Annotated in this window: 22 protein-coding genes; 4 read left to right on the top strand and 18 right to left on the bottom strand. The window is 39.0% G+C overall.

Going from position 1 to position 23,816, the window contains the following annotated elements; translation table 11 throughout:
* Positions 1-13 precede the first annotated feature (13 nt).
* The 7 genes from ABC382_RS01695 to ABC382_RS01665 all read right to left on the bottom strand — a co-directional run bounded on the left by ABC382_RS01695 (position 14) and on the right by ABC382_RS01665 (position 9,929).
* Positions 14-1,549, bottom strand: a complete 1,536-nt coding sequence (locus tag ABC382_RS01695) for a 2-isopropylmalate synthase (protein WP_274793508.1) — start codon at positions 1,547-1,549, stop codon at positions 14-16.
* Positions 1,536-2,570 carry a ketol-acid reductoisomerase gene (gene ilvC, locus ABC382_RS01690; protein ID WP_274793509.1) on the bottom strand — a complete coding sequence of 345 codons (1,035 nt, stop codon included), beginning with the start codon at positions 2,568-2,570 and terminating at the stop codon, positions 1,536-1,538. The genes ABC382_RS01695 and ilvC overlap by 14 nt, the downstream gene beginning before the upstream one ends.
* Before the next feature lie 68 nt (positions 2,571-2,638).
* The gene (ilvN, locus tag ABC382_RS01685) at positions 2,639-3,154 is read right to left on the bottom strand and encodes an acetolactate synthase small subunit (protein ID WP_274793510.1); all 516 of its coding nucleotides are present in this window, start codon (positions 3,152-3,154) and stop codon (positions 2,639-2,641) included.
* Entirely contained in the window at positions 3,151-4,917 is a 1,767-nt protein-coding gene (gene ilvB / locus ABC382_RS01680; protein ID WP_274793511.1) for a biosynthetic-type acetolactate synthase large subunit, read from the bottom strand. The genes ilvN and ilvB overlap by 4 nt, the downstream gene beginning before the upstream one ends.
* A gap of 483 nt (positions 4,918-5,400) precedes the next feature.
* Positions 5,401-7,071 carry a dihydroxy-acid dehydratase gene (ilvD, locus tag ABC382_RS01675; protein WP_274793512.1) on the bottom strand — a complete coding sequence of 557 codons (1,671 nt, stop codon included), beginning with the start codon at positions 7,069-7,071 and terminating at the stop codon, positions 5,401-5,403.
* Positions 7,072-7,443: 372 nt separating this feature from the next.
* Positions 7,444-8,766: a D-arabinono-1,4-lactone oxidase gene (locus ABC382_RS01670; RefSeq protein WP_322611934.1), complete on the bottom strand. Its 1,323-nt coding sequence runs from the start codon at positions 8,764-8,766 to the stop codon at positions 7,444-7,446.
* Positions 8,754-9,929: an amino acid deaminase/aldolase gene (locus tag ABC382_RS01665; RefSeq protein WP_322611933.1), complete on the bottom strand. Its 1,176-nt coding sequence runs from the start codon at positions 9,927-9,929 to the stop codon at positions 8,754-8,756. The genes ABC382_RS01670 and ABC382_RS01665 overlap by 13 nt, the downstream gene beginning before the upstream one ends.
* Before the next feature lie 818 nt (positions 9,930-10,747).
* Here ABC382_RS01665 and ABC382_RS01660 point away from each other — a divergent pair.
* Positions 10,748-11,005: a GlsB/YeaQ/YmgE family stress response membrane protein gene (locus ABC382_RS01660; protein WP_274793515.1), complete on the top strand. Its 258-nt coding sequence runs from the start codon at positions 10,748-10,750 to the stop codon at positions 11,003-11,005.
* 38 nt (positions 11,006-11,043) lie between these two features.
* Here the strand turns inward: ABC382_RS01660 and ABC382_RS01655 are convergent, their stop codons facing one another.
* Positions 11,044-11,739 (bottom strand): lytic transglycosylase domain-containing protein, encoded by a 696-nt coding sequence (locus ABC382_RS01655; protein ID WP_274793516.1) that lies wholly within the window; start codon positions 11,737-11,739, stop codon positions 11,044-11,046.
* Positions 11,740-11,931: 192 nt separating this feature from the next.
* Between ABC382_RS01655 and mscL the strand changes: the two genes are divergently transcribed.
* The 3 genes from mscL to ABC382_RS01640 all read left to right on the top strand — a co-directional run bounded on the left by mscL (position 11,932) and on the right by ABC382_RS01640 (position 14,946).
* Entirely contained in the window at positions 11,932-12,321 is a 390-nt protein-coding gene (gene mscL, locus ABC382_RS01650; RefSeq protein WP_274793517.1) for a large conductance mechanosensitive channel protein MscL, read from the top strand.
* A 345-nt stretch (positions 12,322-12,666) separates the two neighbouring features.
* Positions 12,667-13,782 (top strand): methionine biosynthesis PLP-dependent protein, encoded by a 1,116-nt coding sequence (locus ABC382_RS01645; RefSeq protein ID WP_322611931.1) that lies wholly within the window; start codon positions 12,667-12,669, stop codon positions 13,780-13,782.
* A gap of 3 nt (positions 13,783-13,785) precedes the next feature.
* The gene (locus ABC382_RS01640; protein ID WP_322611930.1) at positions 13,786-14,946 is read left to right on the top strand and encodes an aminotransferase class I/II-fold pyridoxal phosphate-dependent enzyme; all 1,161 of its coding nucleotides are present in this window, start codon (positions 13,786-13,788) and stop codon (positions 14,944-14,946) included.
* 54 nt (positions 14,947-15,000) lie between these two features.
* Here the strand turns inward: ABC382_RS01640 and ABC382_RS01635 are convergent, their stop codons facing one another.
* The 10 genes from ABC382_RS01635 to ABC382_RS01590 all read right to left on the bottom strand — a co-directional run bounded on the left by ABC382_RS01635 (position 15,001) and on the right by ABC382_RS01590 (position 23,811).
* On the bottom strand, positions 15,001-15,429 hold the full coding sequence (locus ABC382_RS01635; protein ID WP_274793520.1) for an NUDIX hydrolase: 429 nt from the start codon (positions 15,427-15,429) through the stop codon (positions 15,001-15,003).
* A 540-nt stretch (positions 15,430-15,969) separates the two neighbouring features.
* A complete protein-coding gene (locus ABC382_RS01630; protein WP_322611929.1) occupies positions 15,970-18,297 on the bottom strand; it encodes a M13-type metalloendopeptidase in 2,328 nt (775 codons plus the stop codon).
* Positions 18,298-18,678: 381 nt separating this feature from the next.
* Positions 18,679-19,017, bottom strand: a complete 339-nt coding sequence (locus tag ABC382_RS01625) for a cupin domain-containing protein (protein ID WP_322611928.1) — start codon at positions 19,015-19,017, stop codon at positions 18,679-18,681.
* 21 nt (positions 19,018-19,038) lie between these two features.
* Positions 19,039-19,572 (bottom strand): hypothetical protein, encoded by a 534-nt coding sequence (locus ABC382_RS01620; protein ID WP_322611927.1) that lies wholly within the window; start codon positions 19,570-19,572, stop codon positions 19,039-19,041.
* A 107-nt stretch (positions 19,573-19,679) separates the two neighbouring features.
* On the bottom strand, positions 19,680-19,832 hold the full coding sequence (locus tag ABC382_RS01615) for a YpzG family protein (RefSeq protein WP_274793524.1): 153 nt from the start codon (positions 19,830-19,832) through the stop codon (positions 19,680-19,682).
* Positions 19,833-20,266: 434 nt separating this feature from the next.
* On the bottom strand, positions 20,267-20,581 hold the full coding sequence (locus ABC382_RS01610) for a DUF3784 domain-containing protein (RefSeq protein ID WP_274793525.1): 315 nt from the start codon (positions 20,579-20,581) through the stop codon (positions 20,267-20,269).
* 11 nt (positions 20,582-20,592) lie between these two features.
* Positions 20,593-21,876, bottom strand: a complete 1,284-nt coding sequence (locus ABC382_RS01605; protein ID WP_322611926.1) for an alpha/beta hydrolase — start codon at positions 21,874-21,876, stop codon at positions 20,593-20,595.
* Positions 21,877-21,889: 13 nt separating this feature from the next.
* The gene (locus ABC382_RS01600) at positions 21,890-22,969 is read right to left on the bottom strand and encodes a DUF1648 domain-containing protein (RefSeq protein ID WP_322611925.1); all 1,080 of its coding nucleotides are present in this window, start codon (positions 22,967-22,969) and stop codon (positions 21,890-21,892) included.
* Between the two features lie 7 nt (positions 22,970-22,976).
* Positions 22,977-23,354 (bottom strand): GntR family transcriptional regulator, encoded by a 378-nt coding sequence (locus ABC382_RS01595; protein WP_322611924.1) that lies wholly within the window; start codon positions 23,352-23,354, stop codon positions 22,977-22,979.
* 145 nt (positions 23,355-23,499) lie between these two features.
* Complete coding sequence (locus ABC382_RS01590; protein WP_412926539.1) at positions 23,500-23,811, bottom strand: hypothetical protein; 312 nt, start codon at positions 23,809-23,811, stop codon at positions 23,500-23,502.
* Between the last annotated feature and the right edge of the window lie 5 nt (positions 23,812-23,816).

Here is a 23,816-nt window from a genome sequence, read left to right as displayed (position 1 = left end):
CTACCTTTACAACCTATACAGGCTGTGCGCGAAGACTTGCTTGTATTAAATGACGGTTAATGGCATTTAAATAAGCTTTAGCCGAAGCTTCTAAAACATCTTGTGAAGAATTGCGGCCTGTTGTCGATACATTATCATAACGAATATTAATAACCGCTTCACCAAGTGCATCCCGGCCCTTCCCTACAGATGACACACGGTAATCAAGCACCTGAACAGCTCCAGGTACAAGCTGCTCCAGCGTATTAAAAATGGCCTCCACAGAACCAGAGCCAGTCGCAACAACCGTTTTCTCTAGCCCCTCTGGTGTTAGGACAATGGCTGTAGCAGTAGGAATATTTTCTGTTCCATATTGCACTTGTACCATCTTCAAATCAAAGAGTGGTACATCCTCTATTTGAACCTGTTGTTCTGTGAGAAGAGTTAGTAAATCCTCTTCTGTAATCTCTTTTTTCCGATCAGCTAGTTTTTTAAATTCCACAAACGCTTTGTTCAGCTTTTCATCGGAAAGGTTGAAGCCCATTGTTTCAGCACGATCACGGAAGGCAGCACGCCCAGAATGTTTCCCAAGTACTAATGGTATTTCACCCTCACCGATTAGGGCAGGTGAGATAATTTCGTAGGTTTCCGGATTTTTCAAGACGCCATCTTGATGGATACCTGATTCATGCGCAAATGCATTCTTTCCAACAATTGCTTTATTAGGCTGAATCACAACGTTTGTCAATTTACTGACTAATTGAGACGTGCGTTTAATCTCTTGCAGCTGTATTCCAGTTTCCACTTGGTAAAAATCTTTGCGAATATGCAGTGCCACCGCAATTTCTTCTAGTGCTACATTCCCTGCACGTTCGCCAATACCATTGATGGTTCCCTCTACTTGCGCGGCACCATTTTCGATGGCAGCAATCGTATTGGCTGTGGCCATCCCAAGGTCATCATGACAATGGGCAGAGAATTTTACTTTGTCAGCACCTTTTACATTTTCCAGTAGGAATTTAAATAATGCGCCATATTCCTGAGGGGAAGCATAGCCTACAGTGTCAGGAACATTAATCGTTGAAGCACCAGCAGCAACCACTTCATTCATAATTCGTACTAAAAATTCACGATCCGAACGGAATGCATCCTCGGCAGACCATTGCACAAGAGGAAAGAATTTTTTTGCATATTTAACTGCCGCAACCGCTTGCTCGATCACTTGATCTGGGGATTTTTTTAACTTATATTCCATATGAATGGGTGAGGTTGCTAGAAAAACATGAATATGTGGTTGCTCTGCTACTTTAATTGCTTCCCAAGTCGTATCGATATCCTTTTGGATACAGCGAGCTAGACCTGTGATAATAGAATTTTTTACGGTTCCTGCAATGCGATGGACGGCATCAAAGTCACCGGGTGACGAAGCAGGAAACCCTGCTTCAATAATTGTCACTCCAAGGCGCTCTAACTGTTTGGCAATTTCAATCTTCTCGGCCGTATTTAAGTTGATCCCAGCAGATTGTTCACCATCGCGAAGCGTCGTATCGAAAATATCAATTTTTCGCACTTGTAGCCACTTCTCTCACAACTTTTTCTTTACCTTCATTAATGAATGGCATCATAGCACGTAATTTTGCACCCACTTCTTCAATTTGATGGTTTGCACCAGCCTCTTTGAATTTTGTATATTCTGGGCGACCATTTTCATTTTCTTGAATCCAACGACGAGCAAATGTACCATCTTGAATATCTGTTAACACATCTTTCATTCGTGCTTTTACTGACTCATCGATAATGCGTGGTCCCGCCACATAATCTCCCCACTCAGCTGTATCTGACACCGAGTAACGCATTGTTGCCATACCGCCTTCAAACATAAGGTCAACAATTAATTTAAGCTCGTGAAGTGTTTCAAAGTATGCTAATTCCGGTTGGTAGCCAGCTTCTACTAGCGTTTCAAATCCTGCTCTTACAAGTTGTGTTGCACCACCACAAAGAACTGCTTGTTCACCGAATAAATCTGTCTCTGTCTCTTCTTTGAATGATGTTTCAAGAAGTCCACCACGTGCGGCACCAATTCCTTTACCATAAGCAAGTGCTAAATCTTTTGCTTGACCTGTCGCGTCTTGATGGATAGCGAATAAACCTGGTACGCCAGCTCCTTCTTGGAATTGACGACGCACTAAATGTCCTGGGCCTTTTGGTGCTACTAAAAATACGTCAACATCTGCTGGTGGTGTAATTTGACCAAAGTGAATGTTGAAGCCGTGCGCAAACATTAAAGCTTTGCCAGCTTGTAGATGTGGTGCAATTTCTGCTTCATAAACTGCTTTTTGACGCTCATCTGGTAATAAAATTTGGATAACATCTGCTTCTTGTGCAGCCTCCGCCACCGTTTTTACATCAATACCATCTGCTTTTGCAGCATCGAAAGATCCACCTGGGCGAACCCCTACTACTACATCAAAGCCTGATTCCTTAAGGTTTAATGCATGTGCGTGTCCTTGTGAGCCATAACCGATGATTGCGATTTTCTTTCCTTTTAGTACGTCCTCGTTGATATTTTGTTCATAATACATAGTAGCCATAGTTCATTTCCTCCTAGAATTTGGTTTGTTTTTTTAGCTCCATAAAGCTTGTTAAATTTATATGCAAACTATTTTAAAATAGAGAGCTGTGGATTTGAGATTTTTTGTGTTTCACGAACAGAAGCAGTGGCCCCTGTACGAGTAAGCTCTTTAATGCCATATGGTCGAATGAGTTCGATAAAGGCATCAATTTTGTCTGGGTGCCCTACCACTTGATACGTCACAACGTTTTTAGCCGTATCAATAATTTGAGCACGGAATGGTTCGACAATCGAATTCATTTCCAAACGTAAATTTGGCGGTGAAATAACCTTTACCAGCGCTAGCTCTCGCAAAACAATTGATTTATCCGTTATGTCATTGACCTTTAACACATCAATTTGCTTCGATAATTGTTTCACTAGCTGCTCGATCTTGCGTTCATCCTCGACGTGGACTACAAAAGTCATCTTTGAAAAGTTTGCTTGTTCCGTATGACCTACTGTAATCGATTCAATATTGAATTGACGCTTCATCAATAGACCTGTCAAACGGTTTAACACACCACTTTGGTTAATCACAGTTACGGTAATTACTCGTTTCAATTCTTTTTCACCCCAATCATTTCATGTAAGCCTTTGCCTGGTGCTACCATTGGGTAAACACATTCAAGCTGTTTCACTCGACAATCAATTAATACTGGCTCATCAGAAAGTAGTGCCTCACGGAAAATATCCTCCGCTTCATCAATTGTGTTAATTCGATAGCCTTTTATATTATAGGCATCTGCTAACTTAACAAAGTCTGGTTGGATTGGCATAAGCGATGATGAATAACGCTCTTCATAGAATGTCTGTTGCCATTGACGGACCATGCCAAGGCAGCTATTATTCAAAATCACAATTTTTACTGGTAAGTTAAACTCCTGTAGAATGGATAACTCCTGTGCAGTCATTTGGAAGCCTGCATCTCCTACAATCGAAATAACTTTTTTGTCTGGCTTCGCAAATTGAGCGCCAATTGCGGCTGGGAAGCCGAAGCCCATCGTACCAAGTCCACCAGACGTTACCCATGCATGATCATTATTTAAATGGTAGTATTGCGCTGCCCACATTTGATGCTGCCCAACATCAGTCGTTACAATGGCATCACCCTCAGTAATTTTATGCACTAATTGCAATGCCTCTTGTGGTAAAACTTCCTGATCATCATCATTCTTGCAATACCATAATGGATAGTCATTGGCATGATTGTTTAAATAGGCTAACCAATCTGCTGTATCAGGACCTTCGAAGTCCTTTTTCAATAATGCTTTCAAAGCTTCTTTTGCATCTGCAACGATCGGAATATCTGTCGGAACGTTTTTGCCAATTTCAGCAGGATCTATGTCGATATGGATGATTGTTGCATTTGGTGCAAATGTGGCTAAATTACCTGTTAAACGATCATCAAAGCGTGCACCAATATTAAGTAATAAATCAGATTTTGTGATGGCTGTATTTGCTGTTACTGTACCGTGCATGCCTGCCATCCCAAGGAATAAATCATGTTCACCATGAATGGACCCAAGTCCTAGCAATGTGTTCGTTACTGGAATACGGTATTTTTCTGCGAAGGCTGTTAATTCCTCACGTGCATCAGCAAAGAGAACACCTGCACCAGCTAAAATGATTGGATTCTTTGCCAAGGAAATCGCTTGAATCGCTTTTTGGATCTGTAAGTAATTTGGTTTATATGTTGGCTGATAGCCTGGTAAATAAATATCATCAGGTGCTTGTGGCGGATTCTCTACATCAAACAACATTTGTGAAACGTTTTTTGGGAAGTCCACGACAACTGGTCCCTTACGACCTGTGCTAGCAATATGGAACGCCTCTTTAACAATACGTGGAATATCATTTACGTCCTGCACTTGGTAATTGTGCTTTGTAATTGGTGTCGTAATCCCCATGATATCTGCTTCTTGGAAAGCGTCTGTTCCAATTACAGAAGTAGCAACCTGACCTGTAAAGACAACTAATGGAATGGAATCAATCATGGCGTCCGCAATACCTGTTACGAGATTTGTTGCGCCTGGCCCACTTGTCGCAATAACAACACCCGTTTTACCAGAAACACGAGCATAACCCTCGGCTGCATGAATAGCACCCTGTTCATGTCTAGTTAAAATATGGCGGATTGGATTTTTATACATTGCATCATAGATTTGCAATACGGCTCCTCCAGGATAGCCAAAGATGATTTCAACACCTTGATCGTGCAATGCCTGCACTAATACATCTGCACCGTCCTTTGCTTGATAGGTTTGCTCAGCAGTAACAGTTGTTACTAATTGTTCTTGTTCATTCATTGAAACATTTGCACTCATCAAATTATGCCTCCTTTATATCTTTCAAACTCACACATCAGTGTTGTAGATTAATGAAGTGTCACAAGCTGGATTATCTGCACTCTCTTCCATTTGGTTGAGAGTTTGCATTTCATTCGTGAAAATAATAAAAAGCCTTTTTCTCCACACGCAAAGAACTACCTTACGTAGGGATGAAAAAGACTTTCCATGGTACCACCCTTTTTTATAGCAAATAATTGCTACCTCGCGAATAAATGATTGCATTTATGCACCAATGCGAAAGAATTCGCATCCAATAGAGTGCCATAAAACATTTATTCATTAATAACGAGCACTTTCGACTATGCCCGGAGCTATCTAATGGTGTAAACACGTTTAATAGCCCACTCCGAGGGGATGTCGGATCTAGTTGTATCGCCGGCTTCCAGCACGACCGGCTCTCTGGTAGATACAAGGCTCTAGAACCTTTAACCTCATCAACGTTTTCTATATATTTAGTTGTTAAATTTTCATTACGCCGCCAGTTGAGGCGTTCGTCACTAATTTTGAATATCTTGCTAGCCAACCTCGTTTAATTTTTGGCTCAAAGACTGGTAATTTTGCACGACGTTCAGCTAAAACTTCATCTGAAACTTGTAAATTAATCGTACGATTTGGTAGATCAATTTCAATAATATCTCCATTTTCAACTAAAGCGATTGGACCACCTTCAGCTGCTTCTGGTGAAATATGTCCAATTGAAATACCTCGAGATGCTCCTGAGAAACGACCATCTGTGATTAAAGCAACCTTTGTACCAAGACCACGACCTTGAATCGCAGAGGTAGGTGCAAGCATTTCTGGCATCCCCGGGCCACCTTTAGGTCCCTCGTAGCGAATGACGACTACATGGCCCTCTTTAACTGTTCCATTATCAATATTCTCTTGGGCTGCTTCTTGTGAATCAAAAACGATTGCTTCGCCTTTGAATACTTGGATGGAAGGATCAACCGCCCCTACTTTAATAACAGAACCATCCGGTGCGATGTTACCGAATAATACGGATAACCCACCTACAGCACTATATGGATTGTCTTTTGTTCGAATGACTTGATCATTCGTGATGTGATAATCTTTAACAAGTTCTCCCATTGTCACTCCTGCAACTGTAGGACGATCTGGGTGAATAGCACCTGGAATCGTTGTTAATTCGTTAATAATGGCGCTAACTCCACCGGCTTTATTGATGTCATCCATTGAAATATCCGAAGCAGGCATAATTTTTGCTAAATACGGTACGCGTTCCGCTACTTTATTAATATCTTCAATGTTATAGTCTATTTCTGCTTCATTCGCAATGGCTAATGTATGAAGAACAGTGTTTGTTGAGCCACCCATTGCCATATCAAGAGCAAATGCATCATCAATAGCTTCTTTTGTAATAATATCGCGTGGCTTAATATCTTCTTTTACCATACGAATTAATTGTTTAGCTGCTTCTTTAATCAGCTGGTGACGCTCTTCAGAAGTAGCTACGATTGTACCATTCCCTGGTAATGCGACACCTAGCATTTCCATTAAGCAGTTCATGGAGTTTGCTGTAAACATACCTGAGCATGAACCACATGTTGGACATGCATTATTTTCAATATCTAACAGCTCTTCAGCTGACATTTTCCCTGATTTATGAGCCCCTACTCCTTCAAAAACTGATGTGAGGGAAAGCTGCTTACCTGTAGCAGAGGTACCGGCCTCCATTGGACCACCCGAAACAAAGATAGATGGTACATTCGTACGAACCGCTGCCATAAGCATACCAGGTGTAATTTTGTCACAGTTTGGAATATAAAAAACACCATCAAACCAGTGTGCATTAATAACCGTCTCAGCTGAGTCTGCTATAATTTCACGACTAGGTAATGAATAACGCATCCCAATATGCCCCATTGCAATACCATCATCGACACCAATTGTATTAAATTCGAATGGAATACCACCCGCTTCAATAATAGCTTCTTTCACTACATCAGCGAACGTACGTAAATGAACGTGACCTGGTATTATGTCGATATAAGAGTTACAAACCCCAATAAATGGTTTGCCTAAATCTTTTGCTTTTACTTTGCCTGTTGCATATAAAAGACTTCGATGTGGCGCTCGATCTACGCCTACTTTAATCATGTCACTTCTCATTTTAAACGCCCCTCATTGCTTTCCATACTTTGTTCGTCACTATAATCAAAATGTTCTGTCTCTTTTGTTTTTATTTATAGATTAACAGCTTTCTAGTCGATCACTGCTGTAACGAACGTGTTAAATTGTTGTTATCATAGTACGAAAAAAAGGTCTCGTCAACACTATTTTTTGAATTGTTTAAACAATTCAAAAAATCTGTCAAAATTGAAATCGTTTACATGCTGATTAAGCATAAGTTTTATCTCGCTTTGATAAAAATTTTGACATTTCGTTCAAATTTAAATTTTTCTGATAAAAACAAAAATGAATAAATAATAGACCTACCAAATACTAGGACAAGGTGGAATCATATAAAAATAGAGAGAGCGCTTACAATAGAAACAGTTTTTTTAAGTATCCTGTAAAAAATACTTGATCTGGATCATACTGCTGCCGAACCGTTAAAAACTTTTCGATCTCCGGATATAACTCATACACTTTTTGTGCTGTTAAATGATGTTGTTTTCCCCAATGAGGACGACCTTCATATTTTTGCATCAATGTATGCACCCATTTAAAATAAGGCTCCTCCGACATCCCTTTATACATATGAAAAGCTATAAAGGCTGACTCACGCCCCTGCGTAGGACTTAAAAAACCTGCTTCACCCGCAGTTGTTCGACACTCTAATGGAAAATGTACATCAAAAAGGCCTTTTTTAAAGGTTGCATGAATTTCTTCTAAACAGGCTTCAAAGTGAGATAACGGGATGGCATATTCACTCTCTTGAAACTTTACACTACGAGGTGAAGGATAAATTTCATAGCTTATTCCTACTTTTTCACTTTCCACGACATTAGCAGCAGCTATTTTACTCATCGTACCACTTAACGAAGGTTTCCATTTACATAGCTCTGACATAGCAAAGAAAGCACCATTTTCTACTATTTGAAGTTTTAGAGTTTCAATTCTCTTATTCCATTCACTTTGATAGATAGGCGCTACAGCATTCATTCGCTTTACTTGAATCGTCTCACTTCCAGGGAAATAAAACCACTCTACATGTCGATGTAGACGAATATCCTCAGCAAATGTAGTAAGTCCATTGCTCAATGTCTCTCTTGCCCCCACATAATGTAAGCCATATAGTGGCATTACCTTGACCGTAACTTTGACAAGAATACCAAGCATACCTAATGATACATGAAGGGCTTCGGATACATCGTCCATCCCTCTCCTGTGCTCATGATAAGTACCCTTTCCATCTACAAAGCCCCATGCCATAACTGCAGATGACAATGAACCTAGTGTAACACCTGTACCATGTGTGCCGGTCGATACTGCCCCTGCAATCGTTTGCTCCTGAATATCCCCCATATTGATTAAAGCAAAGCCATGTTTTGCCAGCATTGGACCCATTTCATAGAGATAGGTTCCAGCCCACAAAGTTGCCTCCTGCCTTTCCTCATTTACAGCAATTAATCCACGCATATTATGTAGGGAAATAGCTATATGCTCCGGCATTGCCACAGCGCTAAATGAATGAGCTGCACCTGTGACACGAATCGATTTTCCTGTTTCGCGTGCTTGTTTTACAATAGTTGAAACTTCTTCAATAGAATGTGGTGCATACATTTCGCTTGGATATGAAATAACATTCCCTGCCCAGTTAGTCCATTTTTCTCCATTTCGCCATTTTTCTATAGAAAACATTGGCCATCCCCCCTGTAAGTTGTGTAACGCCCGATATACTTGTCCCCTCGAATACCATGTAGCACTTGGAAACGCTCACAAAGCTCTCCTGCTTTGGCATGTCGAAAATAAATTGTATCGCCAATATTGACCGTTTTTCCTTTGACCTTAATAGGTGTTTGCACCTCACCGGCTCCCTCTAAGGTAAGATATGCGAATGTGGTAGGTTCATAGAATACTGGCAAGCGGTCCATGTTTACTGCACCTGAAGCCGTATAGCCCCCTCCGTGACAAACAACGATATTTTTTTCAGGCTTTCTCGTCACCCTTAAAGCAAATCCAGCTGCTTTTTCTAGCTGTAAATGAGTAAATTGATCGAATAGTCCAGGAGCGTAAAATGCAGATCCTACAGTAATTTCAGTCACTTCTTTTTGCTTGGCGGTGTAAGACATACTCCCAGAGCCACCACCATTAACAAAGCGTAGGTTTGGAAAATACGCTTTAATATGGGCAATAGCTAGTCGACGGAATTGTGTAACTTGTTTTTTGGCCTGCACTTGCATGGCGTCTATGACCCTACCTTTTAAAGCATTTGCAGGACGATTACCAACCCCTGCAATTTGGGCCTCATAGCCCATCGCTCCAGCAACTTCCAAGAAAGGATTTTTTTGAATATATTGTAAGAAAGGAGTTAACGTCTCAAGCGAATATAATGAGGAACGCTTTGTTCCAAAATACAATACTTTAAAATCATTCGACACATTGATATCGATACAGATTTGTACACGTACATCTATTTCTTCCCCTAACCTCGCCAATAATTGGACATGTTCCTGTCGATCAACCATAAAAGTAACCGTTTTTCCTTCTTTGACGAAATGCAACAAGCGGCGAATAGACGCTTCCTCCATTACCGGATAGCCTAGTAATACATCATCAAATTGCTGCTGAAGTAAGAAAATCGTCTCGGCAGCCGTGAACGTCATAAATCCTACAACCTGTGCGAGGTTTTTTTGAACATACCGGAGCACGTCGACAGAACGAATCGATTTTGTCGCAATGCGAATTTGTTTCTCGCCACAGGCATCTTGTACAATTTGGATATTTTTATCCAGCGCATCTAAGTCCAACCATGCAAAAGGTCTCTCCACATCAATGAATGCTTGATCTAATCTTAGCGTCATCATACCCCTCCCCTATATGTCTATGTATTTGACATTTGGCAGAAAAATCCCTCTTTTCAGTTATTTGGTCAAAATAAAAACAACCGTGAGCTGCAAATAATTTACACGACACGGTTGTTTTAGAATGAGACAAACATTTTATTCACCTTTCTATTTAATTGTTACGTTGTGTATAAGAAATCGGCTGCAAGATTTAGTAAAACTAACAAATGCAAACCAGCGATAAGAAAACCTTGACGATTCAAACGTTTCATGACAGCCATATTCATAAATAACACGCTCCTTTTCCTACATTATAATCGTTTTAAACAAAATTTTCAAACTATTCAAAAAGTGATGATTTTCCCATTTTTCCTTTCACTAAAATGAAAAATGATTAGGTAACTATGAATAATAGCCTATAACAAATACGGAAAATGAACATGCATATAGGTGATAGGTAATTGAAATTCTGCATCAACAAAAATGTGGGTTGTCGCGAATGAACAGGCTGTTTTTGCAAATAATTTAGTTAGATGGTTGATTTTATACTACTTACAATGGGGAGTTGGCGTAGATTGTAGATACTGGTACAAATTTCATTTGTGAACATACGTATGGACCATATAGAAGTATTGTATTTAATGTGGACATTTTCACAATAAATTATGCAGAAGGATTGGCTGTCATCCCTCCAGCCAACGCAAATTAGGCATCATACCCCAGCCTAATTTAAAGCATGTAATAATTACTAAACAAGATCAATGCGTTTAATCTACTCCATTCAGGGTATAACTAAGTAATCGCCATTATATCTTAATTTTAAGGAGATGAAAATAATGATTAGTTTCATTTGGTATTTAATCATCGGAGGAATTCTTGGATGGTTAGCTGGCGTAATTTTAGGTAAGGATGTACCTGGTGGCATCATTGGGAATATTATTGCAGGTATTGTTGGTTCTTGGATTGGTAGTATGGTTTTAGGGAACTGGGGTTGGAAAGTAAGTGATTTCTACGTATTCCCAGCACTAATTGGTGCTATCGTGCTGATCTTTATCGTCAGCCTTATTCTAAAAGGTATGCGTAAAGCAACTTAAATATGTAATGAAGAGCCATCCAATGTGATGGCTCTTTATTATTCATTATTTATAAGAACAGCCGCTTTGAGATCATCATGATAATCATCATATAATTTGTAGTAATACAACACATCTTCTACATATTCTTTGCTATGGTTGTATTCAAAAACAGCGTTCTTAATATTCCCTTTTGCAGCACCGTATTTAGATAAGTAATTAGCTGCGCTAAATACCGCATCCTCTATATCATATGGGTCAGCTATGCCATCTCCATTTGCATCTACGCCAAATCCTCCATATTTTGCAATGGTTTCTGGGTTCATTAATTCTGCCTTCGTGATATTACCTTTACCTAGCCCTGAACAAGTGGGATGCTTCCAACCAACGAATGTGCAAGGCATGAATTGCAAATGGCCTTCTGCTCCTGCTGACGAAACCATCGTTTTTATAGTAGAAAAACGTGTTTCAATTCGATGGTGTGCTGCAAGTAATGTCCATGGTACACCATATTTCTCCTCAGCCGCTACATATATAGGTATGTATTTCTCTGGAATATTCATATCGAAATGTTGTTGAATTTCTTCAATCGCCTTTTGTTGCGCGAGTTTTTCGAAAATCGGTAGTGTTTGAAGTTCCTTCCACGCAAAAAATGTCAGGACATAAACAGTTATCGCTATAGGAATTAATAATGCTATCATGCCCAATTTTGTGGCTGATGATAACATCGGTTTGTTATTCTTTTTCTTTGCCATAAGTCACACCTAATCTAGTATTCTTCATCCATTTTACCAAATTTTACGATATTGGTAGTAAATCTTTTGAAATTATGTACTTTATTAAACAAGATTACTATTTTCACTACGAAAGCGGTTGAAAGGTTTGGGAAAAATATAGTAAAATACAGATTGATTAATTTTATGGATAATAATAGGGAGGAATTTATTTTGTGGAAAGACTTTAAAGAATTTGCGATGAAAGGCAATATTGTCGATCTAGCAGTTGCAGTTGTTATTGGTGGTGCTTTCGGTAAAATTGTTACCTCCTTAGTTGAAAATATCATTATGCCATTAGTTGGTGTTTTAACAGGTGGTATTGATTTAACAAAGAGCTTTGTCTTTGGCTCAGGTGAAGCCCAAGTCAATTTAGGTGTATTTCTACAATCAATCATTGATTTTTTAATCATTGCATTTGCTATTTTTATGGCCTTACGAATCATGACGAAACTCACTCGTAAAAAAGAGGAAGCTGTTGTTGAAGAACCAGCTCCTGAACTGGATGCTAAAGAAGAGCTCCTCAAAGAAATTCGCGACTTGCTAAAAAAAGAACAAGCCTAACATAAGGGTCAAAAGCATCTGTCACATTGAGGCAGATGCTTTTATTTTGAGCTTCTATGTTGAAATTTACTTCTTTTGGTGGTCACTGCTTCCTTTCATAGTATTACCACTTCATAGTATTACCACTTCATAGTATTACCACTCTCCCTTCGTTTTATTTGACGTCATCACATTCTATACCCTACTATTCCTACTTGATTAACAATAAATAATCTAGCTAATTTTCTGAAATCACCCTTGTTCTTCTTGGGTATCCATGTTAAATTGGTAACAATTATTGAGAATACTATTAAATTGAAAGCGAAATTTGTCGCTTTTAATAATATTGGAGAAAAGAGTGACGTCATGACATTAAACAGAAGTATTGAAACAAAACTTGTACAACTAGGAAATTTAAGTGATCCGGCAACAGGTGCTGTGAGTCCACCAATTCATTTATCAACTGCTTATAAACATGGAGGAATTGGAGAATCTACTGGCTTTGACTATACTCGTACAAAGAATCCAACACGTGCTCTTTTAGAAGCAGGGATTGCAGATTTAGAAGGTGGCGACATGGGCTTTGCCTGTAGCTCTGGGATGGCTGCCATTCAACTAGTCCTATCCATATTTAAACCAGGCGATGAATTAGTGGTGCCAGATGATTTATATGGCGGTACATATAGACTTTTTAACTTCTTCCAAGAAACTTATAATATCAAAGCTGTCTATTCAAAATTTGAATCAGTTGAGCAAGTGGAAGCATTAATTACTGAAAATACACGTGCATTATTTATTGAAACACCGACAAATCCCCTTATGCAGGAATTTGATTTACAAGTGTATGCAGAATTAGCACATAAGCACGGAGCTTTATTAATTGTCGATAATACCTTCTATACTCCTTACTTCCAACGTCCGATCGAATTAGGGGCAGACATAGTAGTACATTCTGCTACGAAATATATCGGTGGACATAATGATGTCTTAGCTGGTCTAGTAGTAGCGAAAGGCGCAGAATTAGCAGAACGTATTGGTTTTATTCATAATGGCAGTGGCATGGTGTTAGGGGCGATGGATTCATGGCTGCTTATTCGCGGCTTAAAAACAATGCATATTCGATTAAAACAACATGATGTGAATGCGAAAGCAATTGCTGCTTATTTAGAGGAAGAGGAATTAGTGACAGATGTACTTTATACAGGAAAAGGTGGTATGTTGTCATTCCGTTTGCAAAAGCCTGAATGGATTGATCCATTCCTTCGTAACTTAAAGTTAATTACATTTGCTGAAAGTCTAGGTGGTGTCGAAAGCTTTATTACGTATCCGGCTACACAAACACATGCCGATATGCCTTATGAAGAACGTGTTGAACGCGGCGTTTGTGATCGTTTATTACGCTTCTCTGTTGGTATTGAGGAAGCAGAAGATTTAATTGCAGACTTACGTCAAGTGTTCGATATCCTTAGAAAAGAGGCATAAAAAATGAAGCAACGTATTGAAACTAGTCTCATTCACGCAGGGGTTCGCGATGGCTATGCGAATCAAAAAGGGGCCGTCAACGTTCCTATGTATCTATCATCTACGTTCCACCAAGAAAGTATTGATGAGTTTGGCGAATATGACTATGCACGCTCTGGCAACCCTACGAGAGATGCGTTAGAAAAAGCTATTGCCGAGCTGGAAGGTGGCGTTCGTGCTCATGCGTTCTCTTCTGGAATTGCGGCCGTATCAGCAGCACTCATGTTGTTATCACAAGGTGACCATATCGTCGTGACGGAGGATGTATATGGAGGTACGTATCGTTTTGTAACGAAAGTGTTACCACGTTTTGGCATTTCCCATAGTTTTGTGGATTTTACAGATATAGCTGCAGTTGAGGCAGCGATAACCCCTGCTACAAAACTATTATATATGGAGACACCATCGAACCCAACATTAGGTATTACCGACATTCGTGGTGTAGTGGCACTTGCGAAGCAACATCAATGTCTTACATTTTTAGATAATACTTTTATGACACCATTACACCAGCGGCCATTAGAACTTGGTGTTGATGTAGTCATTCATAGTGCAACAAAGTTTTTATCTGGCCATTCTGATATCATTGCTGGCTTAACAGTCACAGCTGATGAAAAGCTAGGACAAGAGCTATATTTTATCCAAAATTCATTCGGAAATATTTTAGGTGTACAGGATTCTTTCACACTATTACAAAATATTAAAACAACCGATGTACGCTTTAGTCGTTCTGCTGAATCTGCTCAAAAAATTGCAGAATTTTTAGCTAGTAACCCACTGGTGGAACAAGTCTACTATCCTGGACTTGCCTCACACCCAGGATATGCCATTCATCAGCAACAATGTACAAGTGCTGGAGCTGTATTATCTTTCCGTCTACCAAGTTATGCAGCTGCAAAAGCATTAGTCGAAGCGATGACAATTCCTGTTTTTGCAGTCTCACTTGGGGGAGTGGAATCAATTCTTTCCTACCCAGCAAAGATGAGTCATGCTGCTATGGAGCCTGAGGAGCGTGCAAAACGTGGGATTACAGATGGCCTTTTACGTTTTTCTGTAGGGCTTGAGCATGTAGAGGATTTAATTGCTGATTTCACACAAGCTTTGGAGATTGCTGCACGAGCATAATTGAAGAAACATGAAAACCGCGCCTAGTATGACGCGGTTTTTATTATTGAACGCTCAATTTTCCACCTTGGCTAATAAACGATATAAATAATCCCCATGCCCCTTCGCCAACAATGCATCTTGCTCTACCGAAATCCAATAAAAAGAAAATAGTAAGTCTCCTTCGTTCAATCCCGTTGGATGATGCTGCCAAGAATCTGGTGATTCATTCGTGGTTAAATGGTAAAAATATCGTTTCTGTAAAATACCTGACGGATGATTAAAGTAATCCTGTGCAATGAGTCCCTGGACGACAAGCGATGTGAGACCTGTCTCCTCCAACATTTCACGCTTCACTGCCTCTAATGGTGTTTCACCTTCCTCAACTGTACCTTTTGGAACTTGAATACCTGCCCCTATGGTATTTTGTTCAAATACGAGTACTTGTATTTGTTCCTCACGTTCTCTCGTAATATAGCCAAATGCTTTTTCAACTACTTGCATGAAAGTAATCCCCCTCTACTGATTGGATATTACAATAAAGATAAAAATTGGATTTTCAGGTGAAAAGTGTTGACACTTATTATACGATAGATACACGAAAATGACATTACTTTTGTACAGAATTTCCTAGTAAAAGTTGGTTTTAAATATATGAAGGTAACACAGCTCCTGAAACTTAAATAGTTTATTATTATCTTTTTGAGACACTAGCGTTTTAATAAACATATCATTGATGGTAAAAGCCTGATGCTCGTGAAGAAATGGCGATGATATTGAGCAGACTTCTCAACAAGTTAAAAGTGGTTTGCACAATATTAACAATCGCCAGAGTTATACTTAATAAGACAAAGATTTTAGTTGAGATATCCTTTTCTTAAAATAACTGGCCCTCGTAGGATTAGCGATTCAGGAAAAAAGACAGAATTTAATCAACAAGCTTTGTCGATTAAATCTGTCTTTTTGATTTTAACAGCTATAGTTTTTGAATATACAGCCTTACATAAAATGGTCTTCTTAGTCAGCTATCGATATAATTAAATTTTACCAGATAGAAACTCGGTCCTCCGGGGCTACATACATGCCATCTCCCGCCTTAATTCCATAGGTATCATAGAATTGCTGGAAGTTTACAATCGTACGGTTTACTCGAATTTTATTGGCTGAATGTACATCGTTTTTGCTCAGAACCGCTGCAAATTCTTTTGTAGTTGTGGATTTCCACATTTCTGCATTACTTTCGAAATAGGCTTTATAATCAGGATTACTCATTTGAGAGACAACTTGTAGTGAAGCAGCCATCCCACCTAAATCAGCGACATTCTCGCTTAGTGTCAGCTGCCCGTCGTTCAATACTCCTGGAATAATCTCAATTGCATTATAAAACTCAATCAATTTCTGATTTTTATCTTTGAATTTCTCAAAGTCCTCATCTGTCCACCAGTTATTTGCATTTCCATTTTCGTCGTAGGCAGATCCGTTGTTATCAAAAGCATGGCTTATTTCATGACCAATAACCATGCCAATAGCACCATAGTTTTCTTCAGGTTTAGCGTTAATATCATAGAAAGGAGCTTGCAGAATACCAGCAGGGAATGTAATTTCGTTATTAAGAGCATTGTAGAAAGCATTTACAGTGTATACGCTCGTTACCCATTCTGATCTATCCACCGGTTTTCCTAGCTTAGCTTTCGTGTTCTCAATGTATGCTTTGTTTACTGCAAAGGTATTAGAGAACAGTGAACCGCCTTCGTCATAAGTCTTGATCGCTACGTTATCTAATGTCGCATCCCACTTATCTGGGTAACCGATTTTAACGATCATAGTATCCAGCTTTTTAATAGCTTTCGCTTTTGTTGTTTCAGACATCCAATCAAGAGATTTAATTCTCTCTTCATACGTAGTAATTAACTTCTCTACCATCTGCTCAACATCTTTTTTAGCATTTGGTGAAAAATGTTTCTCGGCAAACATTTGCTCCAAATATCCGCTCATTGTACTCGTTGTTAGGGCTACAGCGTTTTCCTGTTCTGTTTTTTCTCCTGTAACTCCATATAACGTTGCAGCAAACTCATTAGCAGCGTCCCCGAATTCATCTGATAGCAAACTGCCTGTTGCCATAAGTAATTGCACTTTCGAGTAAGCTTTAAGCACATGAAGGTTCGTATCATTCAAGACTTCCGCACCTTTTTCCGCCAGCTTTAAATCGAATACGATTACTTTATCAGCACTGTCGACCTTCATAGATGTCAAGACTTGCTTCATATCTACTGTCTTAAACATGTCATCGAATTGTTGAATTGTATATGGATTATAATATTTATTAACATCGCCTTGTTCATGAGGATCGAGCGACACAGAAGCTAAGCTTTTTTCCATTTCGTAAACTTGCTCAGCAAGTGCTTTCGCTGTAGACTCTTCCTCGCCAGATACTACAAGAAGTTTTGTCATATATTCAATATAGGCATTTTTTGCATTTGCATCTTCCGTAACAAAACTGTTCTTATCCAAACCAGTTGCTAATCCGGCGTAATACAATGCATTTTCACTGCTGTTCTTTGCATCGTTCATGATGGCAAAGCCGAAAAGTGAGCTTAGTCCTAATTCTTTTTCTTGAGCAAGATCTGCTTGAACAAGTTCATCAAGAGTTTTAGCTTCGTTAATTGCCTTTACATATTTTTGGATGGGCTCAATCCCCTGCTTATTTCTATTTTTTGTATCTAACGCTGTCGAATAGAAGTCGGCAATTTTTTGTTCCTTAGTGCCTTCTGCAAATTCTTTACCAGAGAGCGCGTTTATTATTTCTTCAATTTTATCGGTATTTTCCTTTTGAAGCTCAGGGAAACCACCACCCATGATTTCTCCTACCGGAATTGTTGATTTATTTAACCATTCTTTATTGATTGCTTCATAAAAATCATCATTTAAATGAGAGCCTTTAAGTGACCATATTCTAGCGATGATGTTTTGGAATTCAGCAATCGTAATCGTGTCATTTGCACCTAAGGTACCGTCAGCGTTACCCGTCAGGACGCCTGCTTTTGTCAGTTTATCGATATCTTTTTTAGCCCATGCAGGTACATCTGTAAACTCAATGTCAAATGTTCCACTGCGAAGGTCATTGCCAACTGGCTCTGGCAATTCACCGAATGCTCTGCTCAACATGACTAATGCTTCCACTTTCTTAGCTGGCTCATTCTCTCTTAAATCTCCGTTTTTAGAGCCTTGTATTACAGTTGCTTTGTTAATTCCTGGTTGATAAGCATCTGCTGCTGTCAACAAGGTTGTAACGATATCTCCTCTTGTCGCTACTGGCGATGTTTCATCGGCATACACCGATACGCTAACGGATAGGACCATTATTATGGTCATGAGTAAAGATAAAAACTTCTTTTTCATCGTCGTGCTCCTCTAGTGTATTTTGTATAAATAAAGATAAATAGGTAGAATTTAGAGTTTCTACCATCCGTCTATTGTAGTTGATTTTCTTTAGTTTGAAAATATGTAAGTGGCATTTTCATTTTAAGCGGGATAATCTAGTCCGTTTTTTAGCGAAGGTAACTCATCAATAAGGTCGCTTTTTTAGTTAGCACAGTTAAGTACTGCTTTAAATAAAAAACGATGATCAATTTTCTACGATTAGAAAATTGGCCTTTATAAAGCACAGTGCATTTACTTAATACACCAAGCCTATAATAGACTTGCACCATCTATTGCTCTCTCTTAAGCTTTTTATACGAACAAATTCAATCTTTATGTAAGATGTAGATGCTCTGACTGGATTACAAGTGCTGTTAATCCTGTCATACTGCCGGATTCGTGCGCTTGTCCTTGTTGCCAAAGTACACCCTCTCCTGTTTTTATAACCATCTTTTCTCCATCTTCACCGCAAACCCAACCTTCACCCTGAACAACAATAAATAGCTGTGGAATGGGGGCTTCATGCATACCTACGACACCACCTGGTTCAATATAGATCAAGCCAATACTGGTAGGTTCTTCTGTTTTCATGATCTTTCGATAAAAAGCATCCACTGAATTATAATGGATGATTTCATTAGCTACTTCTTGTGTGAATTGTATTCGTTTCATTCATTCCTCGTTCCTTTCCTACTAGGCTAATTCTTCTTGCGCAAATGCTAGTAGTGTGCCAACCTCTTTCTTGACATAAAAAGCAAAAGCATCATAACCATTGCATTTGATTGTTTCCCAGTCTGCTGTTTGTCCACTGATGAGGAGCACATTTCCATGGTCATCTGAACGATAGTCATCAACCTCTTCATCATAGTCAATATTATAGAAAAATGAGACGACTATTTCAGTGGCCGGCATATTATATTTCTTTAACGGACGATTAACACGTTGATCTTCTGTATATTCATCGCAGAATAGCGCATTATAGCCATGTAAGGTCGCATCAAACAGTAAGATCTCCTCCGCTGTTTCAGAATCTTTAGCGACGATTCTAGCATGTTCGCCAGTGATGAAAGGTAATGGTTCGTCTTCAATCGTTAATAAATCACCGTAAAACCAAATTTCAAACTGTCGATTGCCTGTACTAGAATGAAGCTGAAACTGGGTTTCAACATCTTCTTGTTGGATGTTTTCTGCAAATGACTGTAAATATGTAGGAATAGAAATATTCAAAGCTTAATCCTCCTTTTTATATAATAATACATGCCACTTTCTATTTTTATCCATAAAAAAACCCAGAATTTTTTCTGGGCTTGATGACACTTACTTTTCTAGCATGATTAAAACTGACGGGCCTTTGCTTCACTTCGCAACAGGCGGTTATGGAGGGTAATCTCCGTTTCACCATTTACTTGCGATTTGGAATGCTTAATCCTTGACCAGTTGCGGTGGATTTTTTGAGATTTTGGATCTAAATTTTCGAACCTACTCATTTTTCATCCTCCTCATCATTATAGATTTCATAAGTGAATCTTTGTTATTATGAGCTACCTGGATGAATTTATACAAATTTTCATGGATGAAAACGCTACTCACTTTTTTTCATGAAGGAGATGAAGATTACAGTGATGACTACCACTTATAAAAGAGACGATGATGATCATTAAGTGAAAGAACGTCATTTTGCTTCCCTCTTTGCTCTCAGTCCTGGATCTCGACTTTCCCGCTTTACCTCTGGAGTCGCCGTCCTGCGTTCCAATCCCCTTCTACATAAAGAACTCCATATTCGTATGTTGATAAAAAGTAAACTTTCAAGGTGATTCATCACGAAAGAAATAAGATTGTAGACTAACTCGAAATTCATTGAGTTGGTCTACAGTCTGAAGAGCACCGGAAAATGTACATTATAGTCTTGTCATTGCACGATTTATCTTTTGAAACGATTGCCGGTATTCACAAAAATCATCAAGAAAATCGTTAGGGCTATGAAAAGAATAAATCCTATACTAAATAACCACTGTGTATGGAATACTTCATCCAGAATCCACAAGAGAACGCAAAAACAATAACCATACATCATTTTCCCCATAAATTTTGCTAGTGCTTTTTCGTCATATTGTTTTTTATCTTCTTGTGGCAACGTATTAAAGCCGGCAATTAAAAATGCTCCTTTACCTTGTGATAAAACGATGGCAAAGATGAGAAATGGCAACATGATTATTAAATAGACAAGAACTCCCATAGTCAATCAACCTACTTTTTCGTTTGTATAAATTGCTCTATCGCTGGTAGTAATTCTTCATGTAACGGCAATGAAGGGTCTGCATAGGTTGCTAAGTTTTTGGCACGATCGACTGGTGCCTTTTTAAGCACATGATTCATGCCCTCCATATAAAGCAGCTGTGCCTCTGGTTTGCGATTCTTTAATGCCTCCGCATCGGTTTCTTTCACTTGTAAATCGGTTGTTCCTTGGACTAATAATACACGACTTTTCACTTTGGCAAGCTCATCGGCAGGATGATACTTTAACAAGGAAATAAGGAAAGGCTGTACAGATGGTCGGAAGAGTGCTTGAAGCTCTGGCGAAACATTTTTCACTTGCTCACCTTGTTTTAACGATTTCAAAATGTCTGTCGATTCGTTGAATAGCTTTGGCGGTAACTGACCTTTTATTTGCTCTAATAGCACTTCATCCAATGGTCTTCCCGCTCCCGCAATCGAGACAAAGGACTCTACATCTGTTTTTTGGGCTGCTAGCAAACCAATGAGCGAACCTTCGCTATGTCCAATAACGTGAATACTTGAGTAAGCTTCATCAGCTTGTAATGCTTGGATAATTTGTACTGCATCATCTACGTATTGATCGAACGTGCTATCCTCTTCCTTTGTTAAAAGTGCTTGATTATCACCAAGTCCACGCTTATCATAGCGCACTGTCGCAATGCCCTCTTGCGCTAACCCTTCAGCAAGCATTTTCAAGCTATTATTTTTACCAGCTAAAGCTGAATTTCCATCCTTATCTGTTGGTCCAGAACCAGCAATAATAAGTGCCACTGGCGTTGGAGATGCGCTAGCCTTTTGCAATGCTACGGTTAAGTTACCATCTTCAACAGGAATCTTTATTGTTTCGTACGTAACGGGTTGCTCTTTATAAGCTTTTAAGATTAATGGGAATTTGGCACCGTTTTGTTGGAATGTAGCCTCTATTTGCTCATTTTTTAATGTTCCATTTATAGCAATCACAGAGCCGTTTAAATGAATGGACACTGTTACTTTATCGCCTGTATAGCTCACGCTTTTAAATGGAAAGTTCGATAAGCCTTGCGCTGGGACAGATAATGTGCCAGCTTCCTTTTGTAAATCAACGATAATCGGTAGTGGTCCATTAGGTGTTTCAATATTTCCTTCCCATTTTCCAATAAACTGTTCACTCATGGCACGTTCCCCTTTTGTTTCTTGATTTTCAGCTGTCGCCTCTTTTTGCCCACAAGCCCCTAAGAGTAACAGCGTACAGCATAACAATAACCATTTTTTCATCTAATCTTCCTCTCTATATAAAAATCACCAATAAAATTGGCAATAATGTTATACCAATTAAGAAGTAGCTCCACTTGTTGGCAAAATTAACGGTCCAGCCAATTCCGTATTTTTTTTGCACTAATAGGGATGGATCATTTTTGTTGCAATAAAATATGCCCCATTTCCAGTATTGATCATCTGCTACAGCTGTTTCATTTGTATGTATTTCATCAAATCGCTCATTACTTGTACTGAACTTCCAAATTAGTAATAGCAAGCCCCCTAACGTAACGACATTAAAAACAAGAAAAAGTGGGAAAAAGTATGGGGCTGTTTGGTCATGTAAAATCACAGTTATATAGTGTAAAACAACAAAAAGAATTGTCATACTAAAATTTATCGCAGCTAAATACCAGCTTCCATATTTACGATGAGCTAGCTCACGATGAATCGACGCTTCTTTGGCTTGTGCACTCAATTGTATTTTGGCACTTTTCATGCCCCGCCCCAGAATGAAAAAGCTGATTTGTATCGCTAATAATAGAAGCGGCATACTGATGACAGAGATCCATGATTTTTCCGTCCAGCCGTCTACCTTGCCTGCTGCATTCCAATGCGTCGCAAAAACATCTGGAATGGCCTCATAATTCATGTACGTAAAAGTGATGAGTGCTACTGTCATAATGATTGGTAAGCTAAAAAATACAGGCGATAGTGTTTCATCTTTTTGGCGAATAGATAAATCTGTAACGTAGACCATTTTTATGTGTGCTTCCCACTGCTCCTGTGCCTTTAATTTTTTCGTTCTGACATGGTAATTCATGTAAAGGCCAGATGAAAGAAGGAGCATAACATACAAGAAAATAAAGGAAATTAAAACCATCTTATCCTCTTTTATGGGTGAAAAGTATATGCCGATTTGCCCGAGTAAAAATAGACCTGTAAGAGCACCTATTATTTGGCTATACTTTTTCTTCCAAAGCAGTAATTGAGGATGCATGACATAGGGTTCTGGTATGGAAACACCAAAGACTATCGATTTTCTTGATAAGTGTGGTGTCATGGCTTCCAAAATCCCGACGATGATAAAGATGCCTACTATTATAAGCATACTACCCCTACTTCCATTGTTTTAAAATTCGTTGGAACAAATTTGTCATTTGTTCTTTTTCGAGCCCACGAGCAAAAGCTTCCGCCATAATAGGCTTTAAAGCATTTTCTACTTTTTCCACCTCTGTTTCCTCAAGCTCCCGCTTTTGACCACCAATAATAATAGCTTTTGCCTTTGGTTTTAATTCAATTAAACCCTTATCTTCAAGCTCATGATAGCTCTTACTCACCGTGCTTACATTGACTCCTAAATCCGTAGCCATGGCACGTACAGATGGTAATGTATCACCGTTTTTTAACTCACCTGTAGCAATCATTTCAATCAATTGATTGGCTAATTGTTTATAAAGCTGCAATTCACTGCTTGGATCTAACCGTATTTGCATGTCACCCCTCCAATCTGTATTGTTAACAACCAAACAGAATCTGTTATATCTAGGGTAATACAGATTTGATTATATGTCAAATGAAGGTATTTATTTTGGTGATGGCTATCTTGTATTGGAATTTTTACTCTTAAAGGTGGCGCCCTTACATATAGTGAGCGCTTTTGCCTCTACTGGGAGGGGATTCTACTGCTGTATGAGCGCTTTTGTTTTTATTTATGGGAAGGTCTTCACTTTTTTTGATCACTTTCGCTTCGTTTTCGAGCGGGGGCACACTCTTTATGATCACTTTCACCTCCTTTTCGAGCGGGGGCACACACTTTATGATCACTTTCGCTTCCTTTTCGAGCGGGTTCACACTTTTTATGATCACTTCCACCTCCTTTCCGAGCGGATACACACTCTTTATGATCACTTCCACCTCCTTTTCGAGCGGGGGCACACTTTTTATGATCACTTCCA

Origin of the sequence: Lysinibacillus phoenicis, from assembly GCF_047238325.1 — a bacterium.
Lineage (GTDB): Bacteria > Bacillota > Bacilli > Bacillales_A > Planococcaceae > Lysinibacillus > Lysinibacillus irui.
This window is presented reverse-complemented; position numbering and strand designations above follow the sequence as displayed.